This is a genomic window from Exiguobacterium sp. EA-TM-5 (assembly GCF_053878415.1).
This window is the reverse complement of sequence record NZ_CM132670.1, coordinates 1,163,763-1,181,168: the sequence shown is the minus strand read 5'-3', so window position 1 is coordinate 1,181,168 and position 17,406 is coordinate 1,163,763. Positions and strand designations below refer to the sequence as shown.

The window sequence follows — 17,406 nt, the reverse complement described above, 5'->3', positions numbered from 1 at the left end:
CAGTCCTCAGTTACGAAGCGGCTTGCCTTTGACGAGCATGTGCTGCATCCGTTGTTGTGTTTTCATCTCACCGATCAGGCTCAAAAAAGCTTCCCGTTCGATGTCGAGCATATATTGTTCATCGACGTGGCTACCGAAGGCGACGTTCCCACCAGCGATGACATGTGCGAGTTTACTTGCGATTTTTAAGTCGTGTTCTGAGATATAACCACCGTAGAACATTTCGCGTGTCGCGAGTTCAAGCGTCGCTTTACCGGCACGACCAACGACCGGAATCTTCGCTTTCGCTGGTGCTGTGTAGCCAGTCCGGTCAAGTTCAAGGACGAGTTGTTTCGCATCATACGTCAAGTGATCGCGGTTCATCGAGATTTGATCAACGGAGCGGACATATCCGAGTTCGCGTGCTTCAAAGGCTGATTTTGAGACTTTTGCCATCGCGACGTTTTCAAATGTCTTTTGCGCTGCTTTCTCGATGTTGACGAGTCCGTCTGGTGTGTTTTCTAACAGTCGACGATACGTGTTGACGTTTCCGCCGCCTCCTGGAATCAGACCGACACCGACTTCGACGAGACCCATGTACGTTTCCAGACCAGCTTGCAGACGAGCTGCCGGAAGCGAGATCTCGGTACCACCACCAAGCGTCATTCCTTGTGGTGCAGCGACGATTGGACGCGATGCGTAACGAATCTTTTGAATCGATTGTTGGAATTTGTTGATGATCCAGTCGAGTTCGAACCAGTTCTCATCTTCTGCTTCCATCAGCATCATCGCTAAGTTCGCCCCGACACAGAAGTTCTTACCATCGTTTGCGATGACGAGACCACGGTGGTTTTTCTCAACTAAATCGACTGACTGTTCGATCATCTGCATGATGTCGACACCGATTGCATTGCTCTTCGATGTGAACTCAAGGACCGCGACATCGTCTCCGATATCAAGCAAGCGTGCTCCGTTGTTCTCTAGTAAGACACCGTTTGATTTTCGGACGTCACGGAGGCGGATTTCCTTCGGATTGACCGTCGCTCCGACGTAATCTTTCGTTGCAACGTCATAATGGCGACCCGATGCATCATAGAAACTCGTCTTCCCTGCTGCGAGCATCTCATCGACCCATGCCGGTACCGCGTATCCATCTTGTTTCATCTTCGCGACTGTTTTCTCGACGCCAAGTGTATCCCATGTCTCAAACGGTCCCATCTTCCAGCCGAAGCCCCATTTCATTGCTTCGTCGATCGCTTTGATGTCGTCTGCGATCTCACCCGTCAGTTGTGCCGAATAGAGCAATGTTTTTGCGTGAATCGGCCAGAGTAACGCACCGACACGATCTTGCGCGAAGACGACAGCCTTCAGTTTATTTTTTGCGCCCGGAAGTGCTTTTGCTTGTCCGATCGACGGTTCAGTAAGCGCTTTCTTTTCAACGTACTCAAATGTCTCAAGATCAAGTTCAAGGATCTGTTTTCCAACTTTTTTATAGAATCCTTGCCCCGTCTTTGCACCGAGCGATCCTTGTTCGACAAGGCGACGCATCTCAGTCGGAACTGCAAATGTCTCCTTCTCCTCGCCTTCAGGCAATAAGTCGTAAACGTTGTTCGCGACGTGGACGAACGTGTCGATGCCGACGACGTCGAGTGTCCGGAACGTCGCTGAGCCTGGACGTCCGAGTAATGGACCTGTGACGGAATCGACCTCCCCGATCGAATAGCCACCCTTTTTCATCTCATCCATCGTCACGAGGAGACCGTATGTCCCGATCCGGTTGCCAATGAAGTTCGGTGTGTCCTTCGCGATGACGACACCTTTTCCGAGTCGTTCTTCTGCGAATTGTTTCATGAAGTCGACGACACTTGGATCCGTGTCTGACGTTGGAATCAACTCGAGTAACTTCAGATAACGTGGTGGGTTAAAGAAGTGTGTCCCGAGGAAACGACGGTTGAACGATTCCGAGCGCCCTTCGCGCATCGCCTCGATCGAGATGCCCGATGTGTTCGAACTGACGATTGCGTCTTCCCGAATGAACGGTTCGATTGTTGCGAACAATTGCTGTTTGACATCGAGTCGTTCGACGACGACTTCAACGATCCAGTCCGCTTCTTTCAAACGCTCTAAGTCGTCTTCTAAGTTTCCGACCTCGATGAAGTCGATCAATTTCTTCGATGCCAGTGGTGCTGGATTTTGTTTCAAGAGCTTTTCGCGGTTATCGCGCGCGATGCGGGAACGGACGCGCGGATCACTCAGCGTCAAACCCTGCTTCTCTTCTTGTGCCGTAAGTTCTTTTGGTACGATATCAAGCATCAATGTCCGTATGCCAGCATTCGCAAGATGTGCCGCGATGCCTGCACCCATCACCCCTGAACCGATGATGACGGCGAATTGGATGTGTTTCGTCAACTGTATTGTGGTCGGCTGACCGATTTGACTCGCCATGATATACCCCCTGAGTTTAAATTGAATGAACAACCATTCATTATACTGACAAAAAAAGAAGCCAATCGGTTTTCGTTTGCTTCTTCTACATCTTCATCATAAATGAATAATGATTCAGTAGCAATAAAAAATCAGTCAATGGACAAATTTTCCTGTTAGACTGATATAAAGGGGTGGTTGAAAATGAGTCAAACTGAGCACGTATGGAATCAAAAAGCCGCTGACTGGGCGGAGCGCGCTGATGATATGTGGACGAATGGCAGCCGCAAAACCGTTTTACCGTTCTTACGAAAAATGATCACCGGTGGTCGGTTGCTTGATCTCGGTTGTGGCGATGGTGCCGCCTGTCGACTACTGACACCAGACTTTCAAACAGTCGGACTCGATGTCTCTGACGAGATGATTCGAATTGCACGTCAGAAATCACCCGAGCAGACGTTCATCGTCGGAACGGGCGAAGCATTACCGTTCGGCGATTATGCATTTGACGTCGTTCTTGCCGTCAATTCACTCGAATGGTCGACACGTCCCGTCCAGGTGTTACAAGAAATTGAACGCGTCGCCCCACTTGTCGTCATCAGTCTACTCGGTCCGACAGCCGCACCACGGCAACTTGCTTATCGTCGTCTCTATGGCGAAGAAGTCGCGATGGGGAATACGATGATGCCGTGGGAATTGCTGCAGCTAGCAAAAGAACGCGGCTGGACGTTACTTGATGAAGCAGTCATCCAAAAGGAAGGCGCCGTCATGACGGGGCATCGGTTACTTGATCAAGCACATGCCTTCTCGTGTTTGTTTGCTTTTCAGACGACGGCTGTGAGGGAGAAGTAAGATGTCGTATACAACTTTTTATACATTCATATTAGTAGCTTTAGGTATCAATCTGTTGTTTTATATCGATTCACTTGATGTTTTAGAGCGGTGGCAATATTTCTTATTGTACATGGTTTTTCTGATGGGTATACCTGAACTCGGAAGACGCATTTTTCGACGCTATCAAGAAAAGCGATTCCACCCGCAGACTTCTATCTTTCTTGTCATCCTTGTATTTGCAGGCATGCTGTTTTTAGGAAATGTCATTTTGCCGTAATGATCGATGAAACTCCATTATCAATAACCTCACCGTCTTCTCACCCGCTTTCCTCAGGCGAGACACAAGCCAGTCTTCCTCATCCCTCGGATGACGAATCCGGGTCTTGTTTGTCTCTGACAGCGCGAGGTGAAACATTTCGCTTTTTCCTGTAGGAGTCGGGTGAAGACATGTGAGGAGGACGCACTCATTTGTTATCCAAAGAATTCAAAAGCGATCGATTCCATTGACGGAATTCGATCGCTTTTGATGTGAGTTCATTTAGGGCGAAACCAGGCATCTTCGACTCCTACAGGAAAAGAAAGCATGAACCATGCTTCCGTCAGGGAATAGGAAGACCCGGCAAATCACCTCGAAGATGCTGGGAACGTCCGGTATACTATGCTCCATGCGTTCGCTGGTGTACCTGTCGCAACCACTCTTCAATTAAGATGAGACCCGATTGTTCTTCCCATTTCAGTCGGAAATAGAGTGTCTGCAGCATCTGTTTGACGTTACGATACGTCGTCCATTCCGCATCTCCCCATGTCACGTCACTCTCAAGCCACTCCTGAATGGTCTGTTCGATTCGTTGCAATAGGAGGTCTTCCGACAATCCATAGCGACAAGCTTGCAACCATGCCGTCACCATTCGATCGGCTTCTTCGTCAATGTAGAGATAATCGGACCGCGTCAACTGACGAATCATCGCATCAATCGCTCCGATTTCCTCCTCAGGACGACTGGCTGGATGCGTAAACCAGACCGCATAGACATCCGCGATATGCGCTATACTATGTGCCCATCCCAATCCGTCAATGAATCCGCGGACATCTCTTTCTTGCTCCAGATAGGTTTGTAAGTAATTCGATAGTTGACCCAGCTGATCTTGCGTCAAGACTTGCCGAGTTTTATCCATGACTAACAGCTCAGCAAGTGCCAAAGCGGAAAACGATCGCGTCAGGACAGCCGTTGCATCCGATGTTCCCATCCGGTACATCAATCCATGCCCGCTTAAAATAAAATCGAAAATCTGCTCTGTCTCAGCTCTCGTCAATGCGTCTGAGCTGATATATGTCGCTAACTGCGGATAGATTAATCCATCTCGTAACTTAGGATCCGTCGAACCAATATGTAAAAGCAACTCATTGAGTAATGCAGGCGTTGTACTCGTGTCTTGTTGTAACAGTTCCTTTAACTCTTGTTCTGTGCGTGCCATTCTGTCCTCTCCTCTCTAAATCAAAAAAGACGATGCAGCGCTGCATCGTCTTCTCTACTTATCCTTTGACCATTCCTTTAAGAACGAAGGCAACGTTTGCTGGTCGTTCTGCTAAACGGCGCATGAAGTAACCGTACCAGTCACGTCCATAAGGGACATAGACACGGACTTTATAGCCTTGTTTGACGAGTTCGAGTTGACGCTCGACTCGGATGCCGAACAACATCTGGAATTCGAACTGGTCTTTTTCGATTCCGTTTTCTTTAGCGTAACGGATGATTTGCTCGATCATCGCATCGTCATGCGTTGCGACGGCAGCATAGTTTCCGAGTGATAATTGTAACTTCACGAGCTTGATGTAGTTGTGGTCGACGTCTTCTTTCTCTGGGAACGCCACCGTCGCCGGCTCTTTGTATGCCCCTTTGACGATTCGAAGGTTCGTCTCGAAACGACCGACGCGTTTGATATCATCTTCCGACCGGTAGAGGTATGACTGAATGACTGTACCGATGTTATCGAAAGATTGGCGCAATTCTTCAAACAATTGAATCGTCTTTTCACAACGTGGCTCATCTTCCATATCGATCGTGACGAAGACACCGAGTTCTTTTGCCCGTGTTAAGATCCGTTCCATGTTCGAGCGGATCAAGTCGTCCGAGATATCAAGTCCGAGTGATGTCAGTTTCAACGAGAGTTGCGAGTCTAATTTTTCTTCCGCAATCATCTCAACCGCACGAATACATTCTTGTGTCATCATCTCTGCTTCAGCCACCGTCGAGATGAACTCCCCTAAATGGTCCATCGTGACGCATAATCCTTTTGCGTTCAATTCCTGGATCGCCCGTTTTGATGCTTCCAATGAATCCCCTGCCACGAAGCGACTTGCTCCGAATTTAAGCCCGTATCGCTTGGCGAGACCGTTCAATGTCTTGTTTTGCGATAAGAAGATAAAACCATCCCGTAGTACTTTTTCCATCACTCATGATTCCCCCTAAATAAATGCTAGGCTGTTTTACCGTATCGGTTCACATCTCTGCACTCATATTATGCCATAAAGCGCTTACATACGCTCTTTATTTCGTTTATTTTTGAGAATCCGTTGGGCAACAAGTCCTACGGCAAAGAATAAGACATACAATCCGATGGCAACGAAAAATTTCCAGGAGAATGGATCACGCAGACTTGAACCAATATTGTTGTAAACGAACGCACCAGGAATGATCCCAATGTAGTTGGCGATCGCGAACTGTTTGAAGCGGATTTTCGAGAGACCCGATGCGTAGCTGATCGCGTCAAACGGAAACAACGGGATCAACCGGACGACTAAGACAACGAGAAAGCCATTCGTCGCAATCCGGTCGTCAAGCACGTTCAGCTTTCCTTTGCCGATTAACTTTTCGACCCCACGCCGACCGAGCAAGCGGGCAATCCAAAAGCTGAGCAAGCCACCAGTACCGGCGCCAATGACGTCGAGTAATGTACCGAGCCATGGACCATACGTATAACCGCCAAAGACGGTCAAAAGACTCGCTGGGAAAAAGACGAGTGGTCGGACGGTATAAGCAAGCACATAAAGCAACATACCAGTCAGACCTTGATCCCGTACCCAATCGGATAACGCTTGAATGTCGAATTGCTCCAGCATCCCAGACATCCGGAAGTACAGGAGCAATCCAAGACCAAACATAAAATACAGCGTGATCGGGAGCCAGTCCCGTATGCGCAGTTTCTTCATGACATCGTCGCCGGAGCAACGTAATAGAAAATCGAGAGGAAGATCAAGACACTACCAGCCAGGACGAACAGATGCCAAATCGCGTGGTTATACGGCAAGCGTGCCCAGACGTAGAAGATGACGCCGAGGGAATACGCGAGTCCGCCACCGAGGAGGAGTAAGAATCCTTGTAACCCGAGTGCTTCATAAATCGGCTTGATCGCAAACAGACAGCACCAGCCGAGAATCAGATAAGACGCATTCGAGATCCAAACATATTTACCCGTCGAATAGAGCTTCCAAATGATGCCGAGTGTTCCGACACCCCAGACGATTCCAAGCAAAGTCCAGCCGAGCGGACCACGGAGCGTGATCAAGGCGAACGGTGTATAACTACCGGCAATCAAGAGATAGATACCAGCATGATCTAAAATTTGCAAGACCTTATTCGCTTTCGTGTGCATCAATGAATGCATCAAAGTCGAGAACAGATAAAGCAGAATCATCGTCGCCCCAAAGATACTGACGGCAGTGACATTCCAAGCGCTACCGGATTTCGTCGCCTGCAGGATCAACATCACGAGCGCAACGATACTGAAGATGACACCGAGACCATGCGTGATGGCACTAGCGATTTCCTCTTTCAAGGAATCACCTTTTGCGAGCAGCTCTTCGATCGTTTCCTTGGATTGTTGCTTGATCGTTTGCTTGATTTCTTTTTTCGTAACCAACCGAACACCTACTTTCTAAAAACAAAGGACTATGCTTTTGATTATACGCCCTCATGCGACAGTGTGCCTATCGAAAGATTCTGTCGATTTGATGACATCTGTCATCTGATTGTCTTTTCCCGCTCATACAAAAATCCACACCGCCTACTACGCGATGTGGATATGTCTTACCACTGTTCAATATCTGGGCGGTCCTTGAACGTCGATTTTGTTCCATGACGTTCATTGAGAACCGCTTCGACTTCTTTGAAGGAGACACCGCGCTCAGCAAGCAAGACGGTTAAGTGATACAACAAGTCTGCTGTCTCTTCTGCTAACGTATCATTGCCAGCAAGGACGACTTCAAACGCCTCTTCGCCAAATTTCTTCGCAATCTTCTCGTACCCAGAAGCAATCAAATAGTTCGTATAGGACTCTGCTTCCTTCGCCTCAATCTTCGCTTTGACGGTCTGTTCCAGTTCGTATAACATCGGGCACCTCCACTTCCGTATAGAAACAACTGCGATTTCCGGTATGGCATGTTGGACCGTTCGCTTTGACCGTGATCAAGAGACTATCTTGATCACAATCGATCCACATCCGTTTGAGTTCAAGCGTGTTCCCGCTTGTCTCGCCTTTCGTCCAGAGACGATTCTTCGTCCGCGAGAAGAAGGTGACGAGACCGGTCGCAAGCGTCTTATCATAAGCCGCTTGGTCCATGAACCCGACCATCAAGACATCGTTCGTCTGCTCGTCGACGACGACGGCAGCGACGAGTCCTTTTGAAAAATTCAATGTCGTCATCGGACTTCGACTCCCCGTTCTTTGAGGTAGGCTTTCGTTTCCGGCATCGTGTACGTCGCTTCATGGAAAATCGAAGCAGCTAGAGCCGCGTCAGCCCCTGCCTCTAGTCCTTCCGCTAAGTGATCGAGTGTTCCGACCCCACCGGAAGCAATGATCGGCACGTTGACGACTTCACGCAGACGACGGATCAAGGCGAGATCATAGCCGTCTTTTGTGCCGTCAGCATCCATTGAAGTGACGAGTAATTCACCGGCACCCAGGGCAACGGCTACCTGTGCCCACTCGATTACGTCACGTCCGACGGGTTGTGTGCCACCGTGCGAGAAGACACCCCACGAATCACCGGTCTGTTTCGCATCGATCGCGACGACCGTCGCTTGGACACCAAACAAGCGGCTGACTTCTTGAATCAGTTGTGGGTTTTGAAGCGCTGACGAGTTGAGTGATACTTTATCGGCACCGGCACGAATCAACCGTTTTGCGTCTTCAATCGTCTTGATTCCGCCACCGACCGTAAACGGCATATAGATGACTTCTGCGACGCGTTCGACGATATCAAGCATCGTCTCCCGCCCTTCTTGCGTTGCTGAAATATCGAGCAGGACGAGTTCGTCGGCCCCTTGTTCGTAATAGTATTTCGCGACGGCGACTGGGTCCCCAAGATCACGTAAGTTCTGGAATTTGACCCCTTTGACGACACGTCCTTCTTTGACGTCAAGACAGGGAATGATCCGTTTCATCAACATACGCGTAACACCTCTTTTAAGGCAAGTGATCCGTCAAGTAAGGCCCGACCGACTACTGCTCCGTCCATCCCGATCTCTTTGAGACGCGCAACGTCGTCAACTGTCGTCACACCACCGGAAGCGATCAATTCGACCCCTTCACGTTTTAAACGATCAAGTCCATCAACGTCCGGTCCCATCATCATTCCGTCACGCGAAATGTCTGTATAGAGGAACGTCTTGATGCCTTTACCGATCAAGTGCGTCATCGCCTCTTCGAGCGTCCAACCGCTCGCTTCGAGCCAGCCGCGTGTCTGAACGATGCCTTCTTTTGCATCTAACGCAACAGCTAGTTTATCACCAGCGAGGGCGATCATCTGCTCGAGTAATGCCTCATCTTCAAGGGCGACCGTCCCGACGAGAATCCGGTCGATTCCGGCACCGACGTATGCTTCGACGGTCTCGATATTGCGGACACCACCACCCGCTTCAACGAACAAACCGGTCTCTTTTTTAATGTCGGCGATTAAGCTCAAATGTAACGGTTCGCCGGCTTTCGCACCGTCGAGATCGATCAAGTGAATCGCAGTCGCCCCGTCTTCCTTGAAGCGCTTCGCGATTGTCAACGCATCACCGAAGAATGTCTGTTGGTCAAAATCTCCTTGCTTCAGGCGTACCGCCTGTCCGCTCATTAAATCGATTGCTGGGTAGAGTTGCATGTCGTCTCTCTCCATTCCTTCAGTAGTTTCAGTCCGACTTCGCCACTCTTTTCCGGGTGGAACTGCATCCCCGTGACTTGTCCTTTTTGAACGATTGCCGGAACGAGACGTCCGTATTCAACCGCGTCGACGATCCATTCTGGATCACAGACGGCACCGTACGAGTGCACGAAATAGACGGCTTCGCCGTGGTTCGTCAGTTGGTGCCACCCCATATGTGGTAAGCGGACGTCGCTCGGTAGTTTTTCAATCGTTCCCGGTAAGATTCCGAGTCCTTCCGTCAGTCCATCTTCGTCACTTGATTCAAAGAGTAACTGCATTCCGAGACAAATCCCGAGGAATGGTTTCTTTTCGGCTTGTTCTTTTAAGAAGTCGACGAGTCCCGTTTCCTTTAGGCGCTCCATTGCCGGTGCATAGGCACCGACACCCGGTAAGACGAGTGCTTCTGCTTGGTCGAGCAACTCTGTGTCACTCGTGACGATGACTGCTTCGCCGAGTTCCTTTAACGCGCGCTCGACGTTCGCGATATTCCCGACGCCATAATCGACGATTGCTATCATTGATCAATCAACCCTTTCGTAGACGGTACTCCTTCGCTCGTCACGGCAACTGCCTGACGAACAGCCCGACCGAGTGCTTTGAACAATCCTTCGATCATGTGGTGTGTGTTCGAACCATACAAGACTTCGGCATGAATCGTCATCCGGGCACTCCGTGATAAGCCTTGGAAGAACTCTTCTGCAAGTTCTGTATCAAAATCACCGAGCTTCGGATTCTTGAAACTAGCACGGAAGACCGTGAACGGACGACCGCTGAAATCAAGCACGACCGACGCGAGGGTCTCGTCCATCGGTACACGCGATTCACCGTAACGTTCGATCCCGGCTTTATCACCGAGCGCTTCCGTCAATGCTGCCCCGAGGACGATGGCTGTATCTTCAACCGTGTGGTGGGCATCAATCCAAGTATCCCCTTTTGCGGTTACCTTCAGACCGATCCGGGCCTGAAAGGCGAATAATGTCAACATATGATCAAAGAATCCGACACCGGTCTTGATCTCAATAGGACCTCCTGCGAGATCAATCTCGACCTTGATGTCTGACTCTGCACTTACTCGTTCGCTTGCGCCACGCCGCATCGTAATTCCTCCTCTACACACGTTTCTAAGACTTGCATCGCTTCCGGTGATCCACAACTGACACGGAATGCTTGGTCAAACAAGCGAATCCGTAATCCGGCGTCAGCACAACGCTGCGTAAAGCGTTCGGCTTCTAGATACTCGACATAGACGAAGTTCGCTGCACTCGGATACGTCTTCCCGATCGGGGCGAGAATCCGTTCAATCGCTTCACGACTCGCATACGTTTCCTCTAAGACTCGATCGAGTTCTGGTTCCGCCATGATAGCGATGCCGACTGCCGCTGATAAACCAGAGACGTTATAAGGTGATTTAATCTGTTCGATTTCTTCGATGATTTGTTCGCTCGCGATGACGAATCCGAGTCGGAGCGATGCGAGTCCAAACGCTTTTGAGAGTGTCCGTAAAATGATCGCTTTCGGATACTCTTCTAGTAGATGAAGCATCGACTGTTCGAGTGCAAAGTCGATGTACGCCTCATCGATGACGACATATTTGCCACTGTCGAGCAAACGACGGATGTCTGCTTCCTTGCGAAGGACACCGGACGGATTGTGCGGGTGACTCAAGAAGATAATCTCACCGGGTGCGGCAATCAATCTGTCAACGTCAAGCGCCATCTCGTCGAGTAGTGGCACGCGTTCAAACGGTGCTCGTGCCCGGTCAGCGTAGAACTGGTACATGACGAAATCAGGTTCTGAGGCAATGACTGGCATACTGGGTCCCCCATAGCGGGCACATAAGTAGCCGATCAGCTCGTCCGAGCCGTTCCCGGCGACGAGCTGCGTCGGACGGACACCGGCGTAGGTCGCGTACGATGCCTTGACTTGATCGATGATTTCGACGGGATATTCGTTTAAAGGGAACGTTGCAATCAATTCCTGAATCGCTTCAATCCCGACTGGACTATGGGTCGTAAATCGTTCGTTTTGGTGTAATCGCATTAGTCTTCCCTCACTTCGATGGCTTGTGCGTGTGCTTCGAGTCCTTCGACCCGGGCAACGGTCTTCGCTGCGTTCGCGAGACGTTGTACGCCTTCACGTGTTGCTTCGAGCATCGTCTGGTGACGCAGGAACGTCCGTGCTGATAATCCAGATGCAAAACGAGCTGTTCCGGATGTCGGTAAGACGTGGTTCGTCCCGGCAACGTAATCACCGAGCGTCTCCGGTGTTTCGTGACCGAGGAAGATCATCCCGGCGTGACGGATCGATTTGACGACCTCTTGCGGATTGGCAACCGCGAGTTCCAAGTGTTCCGCTGCCAGACGGTTCGCTTCTTCAATGGCTGTTTCGAGTGGGGTGACGAAAACGCCACCGTTTTCCATCGCACGACGGGCAATCTCTTGACGCGGCAATTGCTGTAAGCGTCGTTCGATTTCTGCATCAACGGCTTGTTTCATCTCTTCTGTCGGCACGAAGGCGATCGCGACAGCGTCACGGTCGTGTTCAGCTTGAGCAAGAAGATCAGCTGCGATCCGGTCCGGATGCGCCGTTTCGTCAGCGATGACGACGACTTCCGATGGACCGGCGACCGAGTCAATTCCGACGATGCCGTAAACTTGGCGTTTCGCTTCGGCGACGAAGCGGTTCCCGGGTCCGACGATTAAATCGACGGCTTGGATACTTTCTGTTCCGAATGTCAAAGCGGCGACGGCTTGCGCGCCACCGATCGTATAGATTTCTGTCACACCAGCGATGCGTGCGGCAACGAGAACCTCGTCACTTAAGTTCGTCATCGGCGTCACCATGACGACACGGTCGACACCAGCAACCTTCGCTGGAATGGCGTTCATCAAGACCGTCGATGGATAACTCGCTGCACCACCCGGTACGTAGATCCCGACTGAATCGACGGGAACGAACCGTTGACGTCGTGTCACGTCTGCTTCGACGAGTTCGATGTCAGACGGAAGTTCCTGTTCGTGCCATTCGACGAGCCGTGTCGCCATCAACTTCAACGAGTCGATCAAGTTGGCGTCTGCCTGTTCGAACGCTTGTGTGATCCGTGTTTCACTGAGACGGAAATCTTCGAGATCGACCTGATCGAATTGGTTCGTGTAATCGCGGACAGCAGCGTCACCGTCTGTTGCGACGCGTTCTAGAATCGCGCGGACCGCGAGCTCCGTGTCGCGATCGATGCTGAAAGGTTTTGTCGGTGTCATGATCGTGTCACTCCTTCTGTCAATTGCTCCAGTAAGCGGATGACTTCAACCCGCTTCCGCTTTAACGTCCATTCACTCGTAAAGAACCGAGCACTGATATCGATGATTTTCTCGTATTCGTTTAGTCCGTTCGCGCGTAACGTCTCACCCGTCTCGACGATATCGACGATTGCGTCAGCAAGTCCGAGTAACGGTGCTAGTTCGACCGATCCGTTCAACGGTACGATGTCGACGTCGACACCGAGTTCGCTGAAGTAGCGTTTCGCGATGACCGGATACTTCGTCGCAATCCGGACGCGGCGCCCACCTTCAAATTGCAAGGGTTCCTTCGCACAGACGGACATCCGGCAGACACCGAATGGCAATTCTGTCAGTTCCGATAGTTCTTGATCCGATTCAAGTAAGATGTCGCTCCCCGTGATCGCGACATCAAGAACGCCTTGAGCAACGTACGGAATCAAATCCGATCCTTTCATAAAGACGAATTCGTGCTCGCCCCGTTTGACGATCAGTTCGCGTTCAATGGCTCCCCATGTCTCGACGCCAGCTTCTTTTAGATAACGTTCTGTCGCTTTCGACAGCCGTCCTTTCGTAATTCCGATTCGCATTTAGAGCACCTCCGCCAACCGTTCGACCGAGAATCCGATGCCGAACGCCTGTTGTTCTTGTCCGAATTGTTCATAAAGTCGGTCGTAGCGTCCACCGACGAGGACGGGTTCTGTCACACCTTCGATGAAACCGTGAATCGTGATCCCGTCATAGTACGTCTGTAAGCCCATTTGACCGAAGTCGAGATCGGCATTGACGGCTTCCGCAAGATCAAGCACGGCATTGAGTCGTGTCTCGTCAACGTACGGTAGAATCGTCTCTGCTCCTTCGCGTCCGAATAATAAAGGAAGTTTCGCGAGTAAAGCATCATCGAGTTGACCCGCAATCCGCTTCAGTTCGATGACGTTACGTAAACGGAGCATCTGTGTCACTTGATCACGTAAGTGGTGATCACCGACGCGCGTCTCAATCAAATGCTCGATTAGACCGGCATCGCCGATTGAGAGGGTGACTTCTTTTCCTGTCAGTTCCTCAACGAGTCGGACCGCGAGTTGGATCGCTTCGACTTCCGCGATTTGTCCCCGTTCCTCAAACCCGACTTGGAACTTCTCTTCTGGTTGAAAGACCGAGCCACTGTAGAAGACTCGTTTATATTGTTCGCGACCGCGTTCGCTGAGTGCACGCGCGACACTAGTCGTAAAGTCCATCCGAATCTGTTCCCGTCCACCGATTTCCTCAATTAGGGGGGTGATTAATCGGGTATAGTTAGATTGTTCGAGTCCATCTTCGAGCTGACGGATGACCCGTTGAAGCCTTGTTGCCGAGGCACCGACGTAATCCGTCGCTCCATCCTTGAGTCGAATCGTAGAAAATGATTGCATACTCCCACTCCTTTATCTTATTATCACTGTACCACGCTAAATTATTTAACGATAAGATACCGCGTTTCGGGCACATTGTCAATCGCTTTGCTTGCCAATTCTAAAAAATCGGAGGGTTTATCATGCAATTATTGAAATGGGACGGTCACGTCCACAGTCCATATTGTCCACACGGTACGAAGGATCCACTTGAAGCCTACATCGAGCGCGCGTTAGAGCAAGGCTTAGAACGAATCAGCTTCACGGAACATGCGCCTTTACCTGAAGGTCTGACGGACCCCGCACCGGATAACGATTCCGGAATGTCGTTCGCGACAGCCGATGCCTACCTGAAGGAATTGACACAACTCCGCGAGACATACAAGAATCAAATCGACATCCGGATCGGGATGGAGTTCGACTACTGGGAAGGGCATGTCGATGGCACGCGTGACATTATCGCTCGCTACGCTGACTTCTTGACCGACGGTATTCTCTCACTGCATTACTTATACATCGATGAGCAGTACTATGGCGTCGACTTCAGCAAGGAAAGCTTCGGTGAGATCGTCACGAAACTCGGGAGCGTCACAGCCGTCCATGAACGGTATTATGAAGGCATTCAAGCCCTCGTCATGACAGACCTCGGTGCACATCAACCAAAGCGGCTCGGTCACTTGACGTTACCGACGAAGTTCATCCAAACTTATCCGCTTGAATCGAATCCGTCGAACCTCGACGACACGTTGCGGAAGATCCGTCAGGCGAACTTTACGCTCGACGTCAACACGGCAGGACTTCGTAAGCCGTTATGTGGTCTTTCCTATCCTTACCCGGAACTCCTGCAAGTCACGCAGTCGTTATCGATTCCGCTCGTCTATGGATCAGATGCCCATCTTGCAAAAGATGTTGGTGCTGATTTTGATTTCAAATGGTAAGAACGTAAATAGATAAAAGATCGCGCGCTTCACTTACTCTGACAAGAGTTGTGTGAAGCGCGCGATTTTCTTTATTCTGTTTCGCTATACGGAAACGATCCTGACGTGACGGATGGCAATGATGCCGCAAGTATTTTAAGACGATCAACTGATACGTTACCAGCTAACAGAACCGTCTGTTCGCCGTCCTGATAAGACAAACTAGCTTCCCGCTTCGTCTCATGGACGTAAGCTTCTATTCCATTCATTAATGTCACGACCTCCGACGGTTTGCTGTCAATCGGTTGTTGCGGGAGCTTCGAAACCGTAAGGATTGATTGTTTTCCAGCAAACGTCCATGTGATTGGCGCGTCTTCCGCATCACTCCAACTCATTTCATTCGCTGTAAATGTCGAAAACGGGAGCTTCAAGCCACGTGATTCCGAGCGTTCGGTTGTAACAGGTCCCGTCGCAGGAAGAACACCAGTTAATATCCAGCGATCAGACTGTTCATAAAACAAAATGATGTAATGATGTGGTCCTTCCGGAGACTGCAGAGTGACAATCGCTTTTTGACCGAGAATCGTTTCCGACAAGATATCATCTTTGGTCGGTACGGCGGTTTGTCCGTTTTTGTAGGTCAGCTGAATTTGCTCGACGCTCGCTTTGCCCGGTGTATCTGCCTCGACGGATGGCTCTTTAATTAAAATTTCTTCGACTTCCTTTTGTCCTTTAGTTGGTTTCACGGACGTAACTTTTGTAGATGGTTTTACAGCATGATCCTTTGTCTCCGTTGCACATCCCGATAAAACGCAACTACTGATCAATACGACAGTTGTCATCGATTTCATAAAACGCATTGCTCCTCCCCCTTACCATACCTTTACTTCTTTTAGTATGGCAGGTCGATTCCTGCTAGTATCTGAACAAATTCACACAAACAGGAAATGTTTTATTAAAAATCAAGTCAAAAAAAGACCGGTAAACGTATCGCATACGTCAACCGGTCTTCTGGTTTTTCTATTCTAAGTTGGCATGTTTCCCGTACATCGTTTGCGAATCAAGCTGCTTCTCTTCCATGATCTGCAGAATCAAGGCATCATAAAACAACAACATCGTCTGTTCAAACAACGAGCCCATCGGTTGAACCGTCTCATCCGCTGATGCCGTTTGTTCTTTCGGAACTCCAGGCAGTTTGACGACTAAGTCTGCAAGTAGTGCTAACGTCGACGTCGGATTAATCGTGACAACGGCAACGGTTCCACCGAGTTGCTGTGCTTTCTCGACGATTGGAATCAATGTTTTCGTCTCACCCGATCCGGAACCGACGATCAACACGTCACCCTCGCGTAAATTCGCCGTGACCGTCTCACCGACGACATACGCGTCGAGTCCCATGTGCATCAACCGCATGACGAACGCTTTTCCCATTAAGCCGGAGCGACCGGCTCCTGCGAGAAAGATTCGGTTCGCTTGCAGCACAGCGTCTGCCAGTTCTTTTGTCTCGGTCGCATCGATTGCTTCGACCGTCGAAGTCAGCTCTTCGATAATCGTTTGAATGTGTGTCATTTACGCCTCTTGCAGCATCCGGTGCATCGTTGACGCTGTCTCTTGTTTATCATCTTGTCCCGTGATCCCGCCACCGACGATGATCAGATCAGGACGTGCCGCGATGACTTCCGGTAACGTCTCCATCTTGATGCCACCCGCAACAGCTGTTTTTGCATTTGTCACAACCGACTTGATTGTCGCGAGATCTTCGAATGAGTTTTGACCGACTGCTTGGAGATCGTAACCTGTGTGGACACAGATGTAGTCGACGCCTAATGCATCAAGTTCTTTCGCACGTGTTGCGATATCTTTCACGGCAATCATGTCGACGAGAATCTGTTTGCCTGATTTTTTCGCTTCTTCGACTGCCCCTTTGATTGACATGTCTTCCGCAGCACCAAGGATCGTTACGATGTCAGCGCCGTGTGCGACAGCTTGGCTGACTTCGTAGCCGGCAGCGTCCATGATCTTCAAGTCAGCGAGGACCGTTAAGTTCGGAAACGCGGCTTTCATTTCTTTAACGGCGCGGAGCCCTTCGTTGATGACGACCGGTGTGCCAATCTCAACGATATCTAAATTATCTTCCCCGATTTCTTTGACTAAAGCGATTGCACCTGCTGTATCGACTAAATCAATTGCGAGTTGTAATTTCATTCTGTATCTCTCCCATTCTTCTCTATATTGTCGTACCTGATACTTCCTTCAAACAGAAGGAACAGGACTAAATATAATCCGCAGGAGCATTCTTGAAAAGTACGCACTTTTAATTTACATAGTGCGATTTTTCATACATAGTGCGGAAAAGTATACTGTCGACTAGAAGAAAGACTATACTGGAGCAGGAGG

General features: G+C 50.0%; 19 protein-coding genes and 1 pseudogene. 3 read left to right on the top strand and 17 right to left on the bottom strand.

What is annotated here, in order from left to right:
- Positions 1 to 6 precede the first annotated feature (6 nt).
- Positions 7 to 2,424, bottom strand: coding sequence for a 3-hydroxyacyl-CoA dehydrogenase/enoyl-CoA hydratase family protein (locus tag ACV3PA_RS06090; protein WP_456125834.1), 2,418 nt, complete (start codon positions 2,422 to 2,424; stop codon positions 7 to 9).
- 183 nt (positions 2,425 to 2,607) lie between these two features.
- Between ACV3PA_RS06090 and ACV3PA_RS06085 the strand changes: the two genes are divergently transcribed.
- Complete coding sequence (locus tag ACV3PA_RS06085) at positions 2,608 to 3,255, top strand: class I SAM-dependent methyltransferase (RefSeq protein WP_456125833.1); 648 nt, start codon at positions 2,608 to 2,610, stop codon at positions 3,253 to 3,255.
- 1 nt (position 3,256) lies between these two features.
- Complete coding sequence (locus tag ACV3PA_RS06080) at positions 3,257 to 3,514, top strand: hypothetical protein (RefSeq protein ID WP_290779023.1); 258 nt, start codon at positions 3,257 to 3,259, stop codon at positions 3,512 to 3,514.
- Positions 3,515 to 3,893: 379 nt separating this feature from the next.
- Here the strand turns inward: ACV3PA_RS06080 and ACV3PA_RS06075 are convergent, their stop codons facing one another.
- The 13 genes and pseudogenes from ACV3PA_RS06075 to ACV3PA_RS06015 form a co-directional block, all read right to left on the bottom strand.
- A complete protein-coding gene (locus ACV3PA_RS06075) occupies positions 3,894 to 4,712 on the bottom strand; it encodes a DUF2785 domain-containing protein (RefSeq protein WP_456125832.1) in 819 nt (272 codons plus the stop codon).
- A 58-nt stretch (positions 4,713 to 4,770) separates the two neighbouring features.
- Positions 4,771 to 5,688 carry a proline dehydrogenase family protein gene (locus ACV3PA_RS06070; RefSeq protein WP_035405952.1) on the bottom strand — a complete coding sequence of 306 codons (918 nt, stop codon included), beginning with the start codon at positions 5,686 to 5,688 and terminating at the stop codon, positions 4,771 to 4,773.
- Between the two features lie 84 nt (positions 5,689 to 5,772).
- The gene (locus ACV3PA_RS06065) at positions 5,773 to 6,447 is read right to left on the bottom strand and encodes a TVP38/TMEM64 family protein (protein ID WP_053454144.1); all 675 of its coding nucleotides are present in this window, start codon (positions 6,445 to 6,447) and stop codon (positions 5,773 to 5,775) included.
- Positions 6,444 to 7,103, bottom strand: coding sequence for a PAQR family membrane homeostasis protein TrhA (gene trhA, locus ACV3PA_RS06060; RefSeq protein WP_035396436.1), 660 nt, complete (start codon positions 7,101 to 7,103; stop codon positions 6,444 to 6,446). The genes ACV3PA_RS06065 and trhA overlap by 4 nt, the downstream gene beginning before the upstream one ends.
- Positions 7,104 to 7,324: 221 nt before the next feature.
- A pseudogene (gene hisIE, locus ACV3PA_RS06055) lies at positions 7,325 to 7,940 on the bottom strand (bifunctional phosphoribosyl-AMP cyclohydrolase/phosphoribosyl-ATP diphosphatase HisIE).
- A complete protein-coding gene (hisF, locus tag ACV3PA_RS06050; protein ID WP_456125831.1) occupies positions 7,937 to 8,686 on the bottom strand; it encodes an imidazole glycerol phosphate synthase subunit HisF in 750 nt (249 codons plus the stop codon). The pseudogene hisIE and the gene hisF overlap by 4 nt, the downstream one beginning before the upstream one ends.
- Positions 8,680 to 9,384 carry a 1-(5-phosphoribosyl)-5-[(5-phosphoribosylamino)methylideneamino]imidazole-4-carboxamide isomerase gene (gene hisA / locus ACV3PA_RS06045; protein ID WP_035396350.1) on the bottom strand — a complete coding sequence of 235 codons (705 nt, stop codon included), beginning with the start codon at positions 9,382 to 9,384 and terminating at the stop codon, positions 8,680 to 8,682. Before hisA ends, hisF begins: the two co-directional genes overlap by 7 nt.
- Positions 9,357 to 9,944: an imidazole glycerol phosphate synthase subunit HisH gene (gene hisH / locus ACV3PA_RS06040; RefSeq protein ID WP_029342451.1), complete on the bottom strand. Its 588-nt coding sequence runs from the start codon at positions 9,942 to 9,944 to the stop codon at positions 9,357 to 9,359. The genes hisA and hisH overlap by 28 nt, the downstream gene beginning before the upstream one ends.
- The gene (gene hisB, locus ACV3PA_RS06035) at positions 9,941 to 10,522 is read right to left on the bottom strand and encodes an imidazoleglycerol-phosphate dehydratase HisB (protein ID WP_456125830.1); all 582 of its coding nucleotides are present in this window, start codon (positions 10,520 to 10,522) and stop codon (positions 9,941 to 9,943) included. Before hisB ends, hisH begins: the two co-directional genes overlap by 4 nt.
- The gene (locus tag ACV3PA_RS06030) at positions 10,495 to 11,466 is read right to left on the bottom strand and encodes a pyridoxal phosphate-dependent aminotransferase (RefSeq protein WP_456125829.1); all 972 of its coding nucleotides are present in this window, start codon (positions 11,464 to 11,466) and stop codon (positions 10,495 to 10,497) included. Before ACV3PA_RS06030 ends, hisB begins: the two co-directional genes overlap by 28 nt.
- On the bottom strand, positions 11,466 to 12,683 hold the full coding sequence (gene hisD / locus ACV3PA_RS06025; protein WP_456125828.1) for a histidinol dehydrogenase: 1,218 nt from the start codon (positions 12,681 to 12,683) through the stop codon (positions 11,466 to 11,468). The genes ACV3PA_RS06030 and hisD overlap by 1 nt, the downstream gene beginning before the upstream one ends.
- The gene (gene hisG, locus ACV3PA_RS06020; RefSeq protein ID WP_053454150.1) at positions 12,680 to 13,291 is read right to left on the bottom strand and encodes an ATP phosphoribosyltransferase; all 612 of its coding nucleotides are present in this window, start codon (positions 13,289 to 13,291) and stop codon (positions 12,680 to 12,682) included. Before hisG ends, hisD begins: the two co-directional genes overlap by 4 nt.
- Positions 13,292 to 14,113: an ATP phosphoribosyltransferase regulatory subunit gene (locus ACV3PA_RS06015; RefSeq protein ID WP_047393357.1), complete on the bottom strand. Its 822-nt coding sequence runs from the start codon at positions 14,111 to 14,113 to the stop codon at positions 13,292 to 13,294.
- A 122-nt stretch (positions 14,114 to 14,235) separates the two neighbouring features.
- Between ACV3PA_RS06015 and hisJ the strand changes: the two genes are divergently transcribed.
- Positions 14,236 to 15,030, top strand: a complete 795-nt coding sequence (gene hisJ / locus ACV3PA_RS06010; protein ID WP_053454152.1) for a histidinol-phosphatase HisJ — start codon at positions 14,236 to 14,238, stop codon at positions 15,028 to 15,030.
- 71 nt (positions 15,031 to 15,101) lie between these two features.
- Here the strand turns inward: hisJ and ACV3PA_RS06005 are convergent, their stop codons facing one another.
- From ACV3PA_RS06005 to hxlA, 3 genes are all read right to left on the bottom strand, one after another.
- Complete coding sequence (locus ACV3PA_RS06005) at positions 15,102 to 15,869, bottom strand: hypothetical protein (protein WP_053454153.1); 768 nt, start codon at positions 15,867 to 15,869, stop codon at positions 15,102 to 15,104.
- A 160-nt stretch (positions 15,870 to 16,029) separates the two neighbouring features.
- Positions 16,030 to 16,578, bottom strand: coding sequence for a 6-phospho-3-hexuloisomerase (gene hxlB / locus ACV3PA_RS06000; RefSeq protein WP_456125827.1), 549 nt, complete (start codon positions 16,576 to 16,578; stop codon positions 16,030 to 16,032).
- On the bottom strand, positions 16,579 to 17,214 hold the full coding sequence (gene hxlA / locus ACV3PA_RS05995; protein WP_023469194.1) for a 3-hexulose-6-phosphate synthase: 636 nt from the start codon (positions 17,212 to 17,214) through the stop codon (positions 16,579 to 16,581).
- Between the last annotated feature and the right edge of the window lie 192 nt (positions 17,215 to 17,406).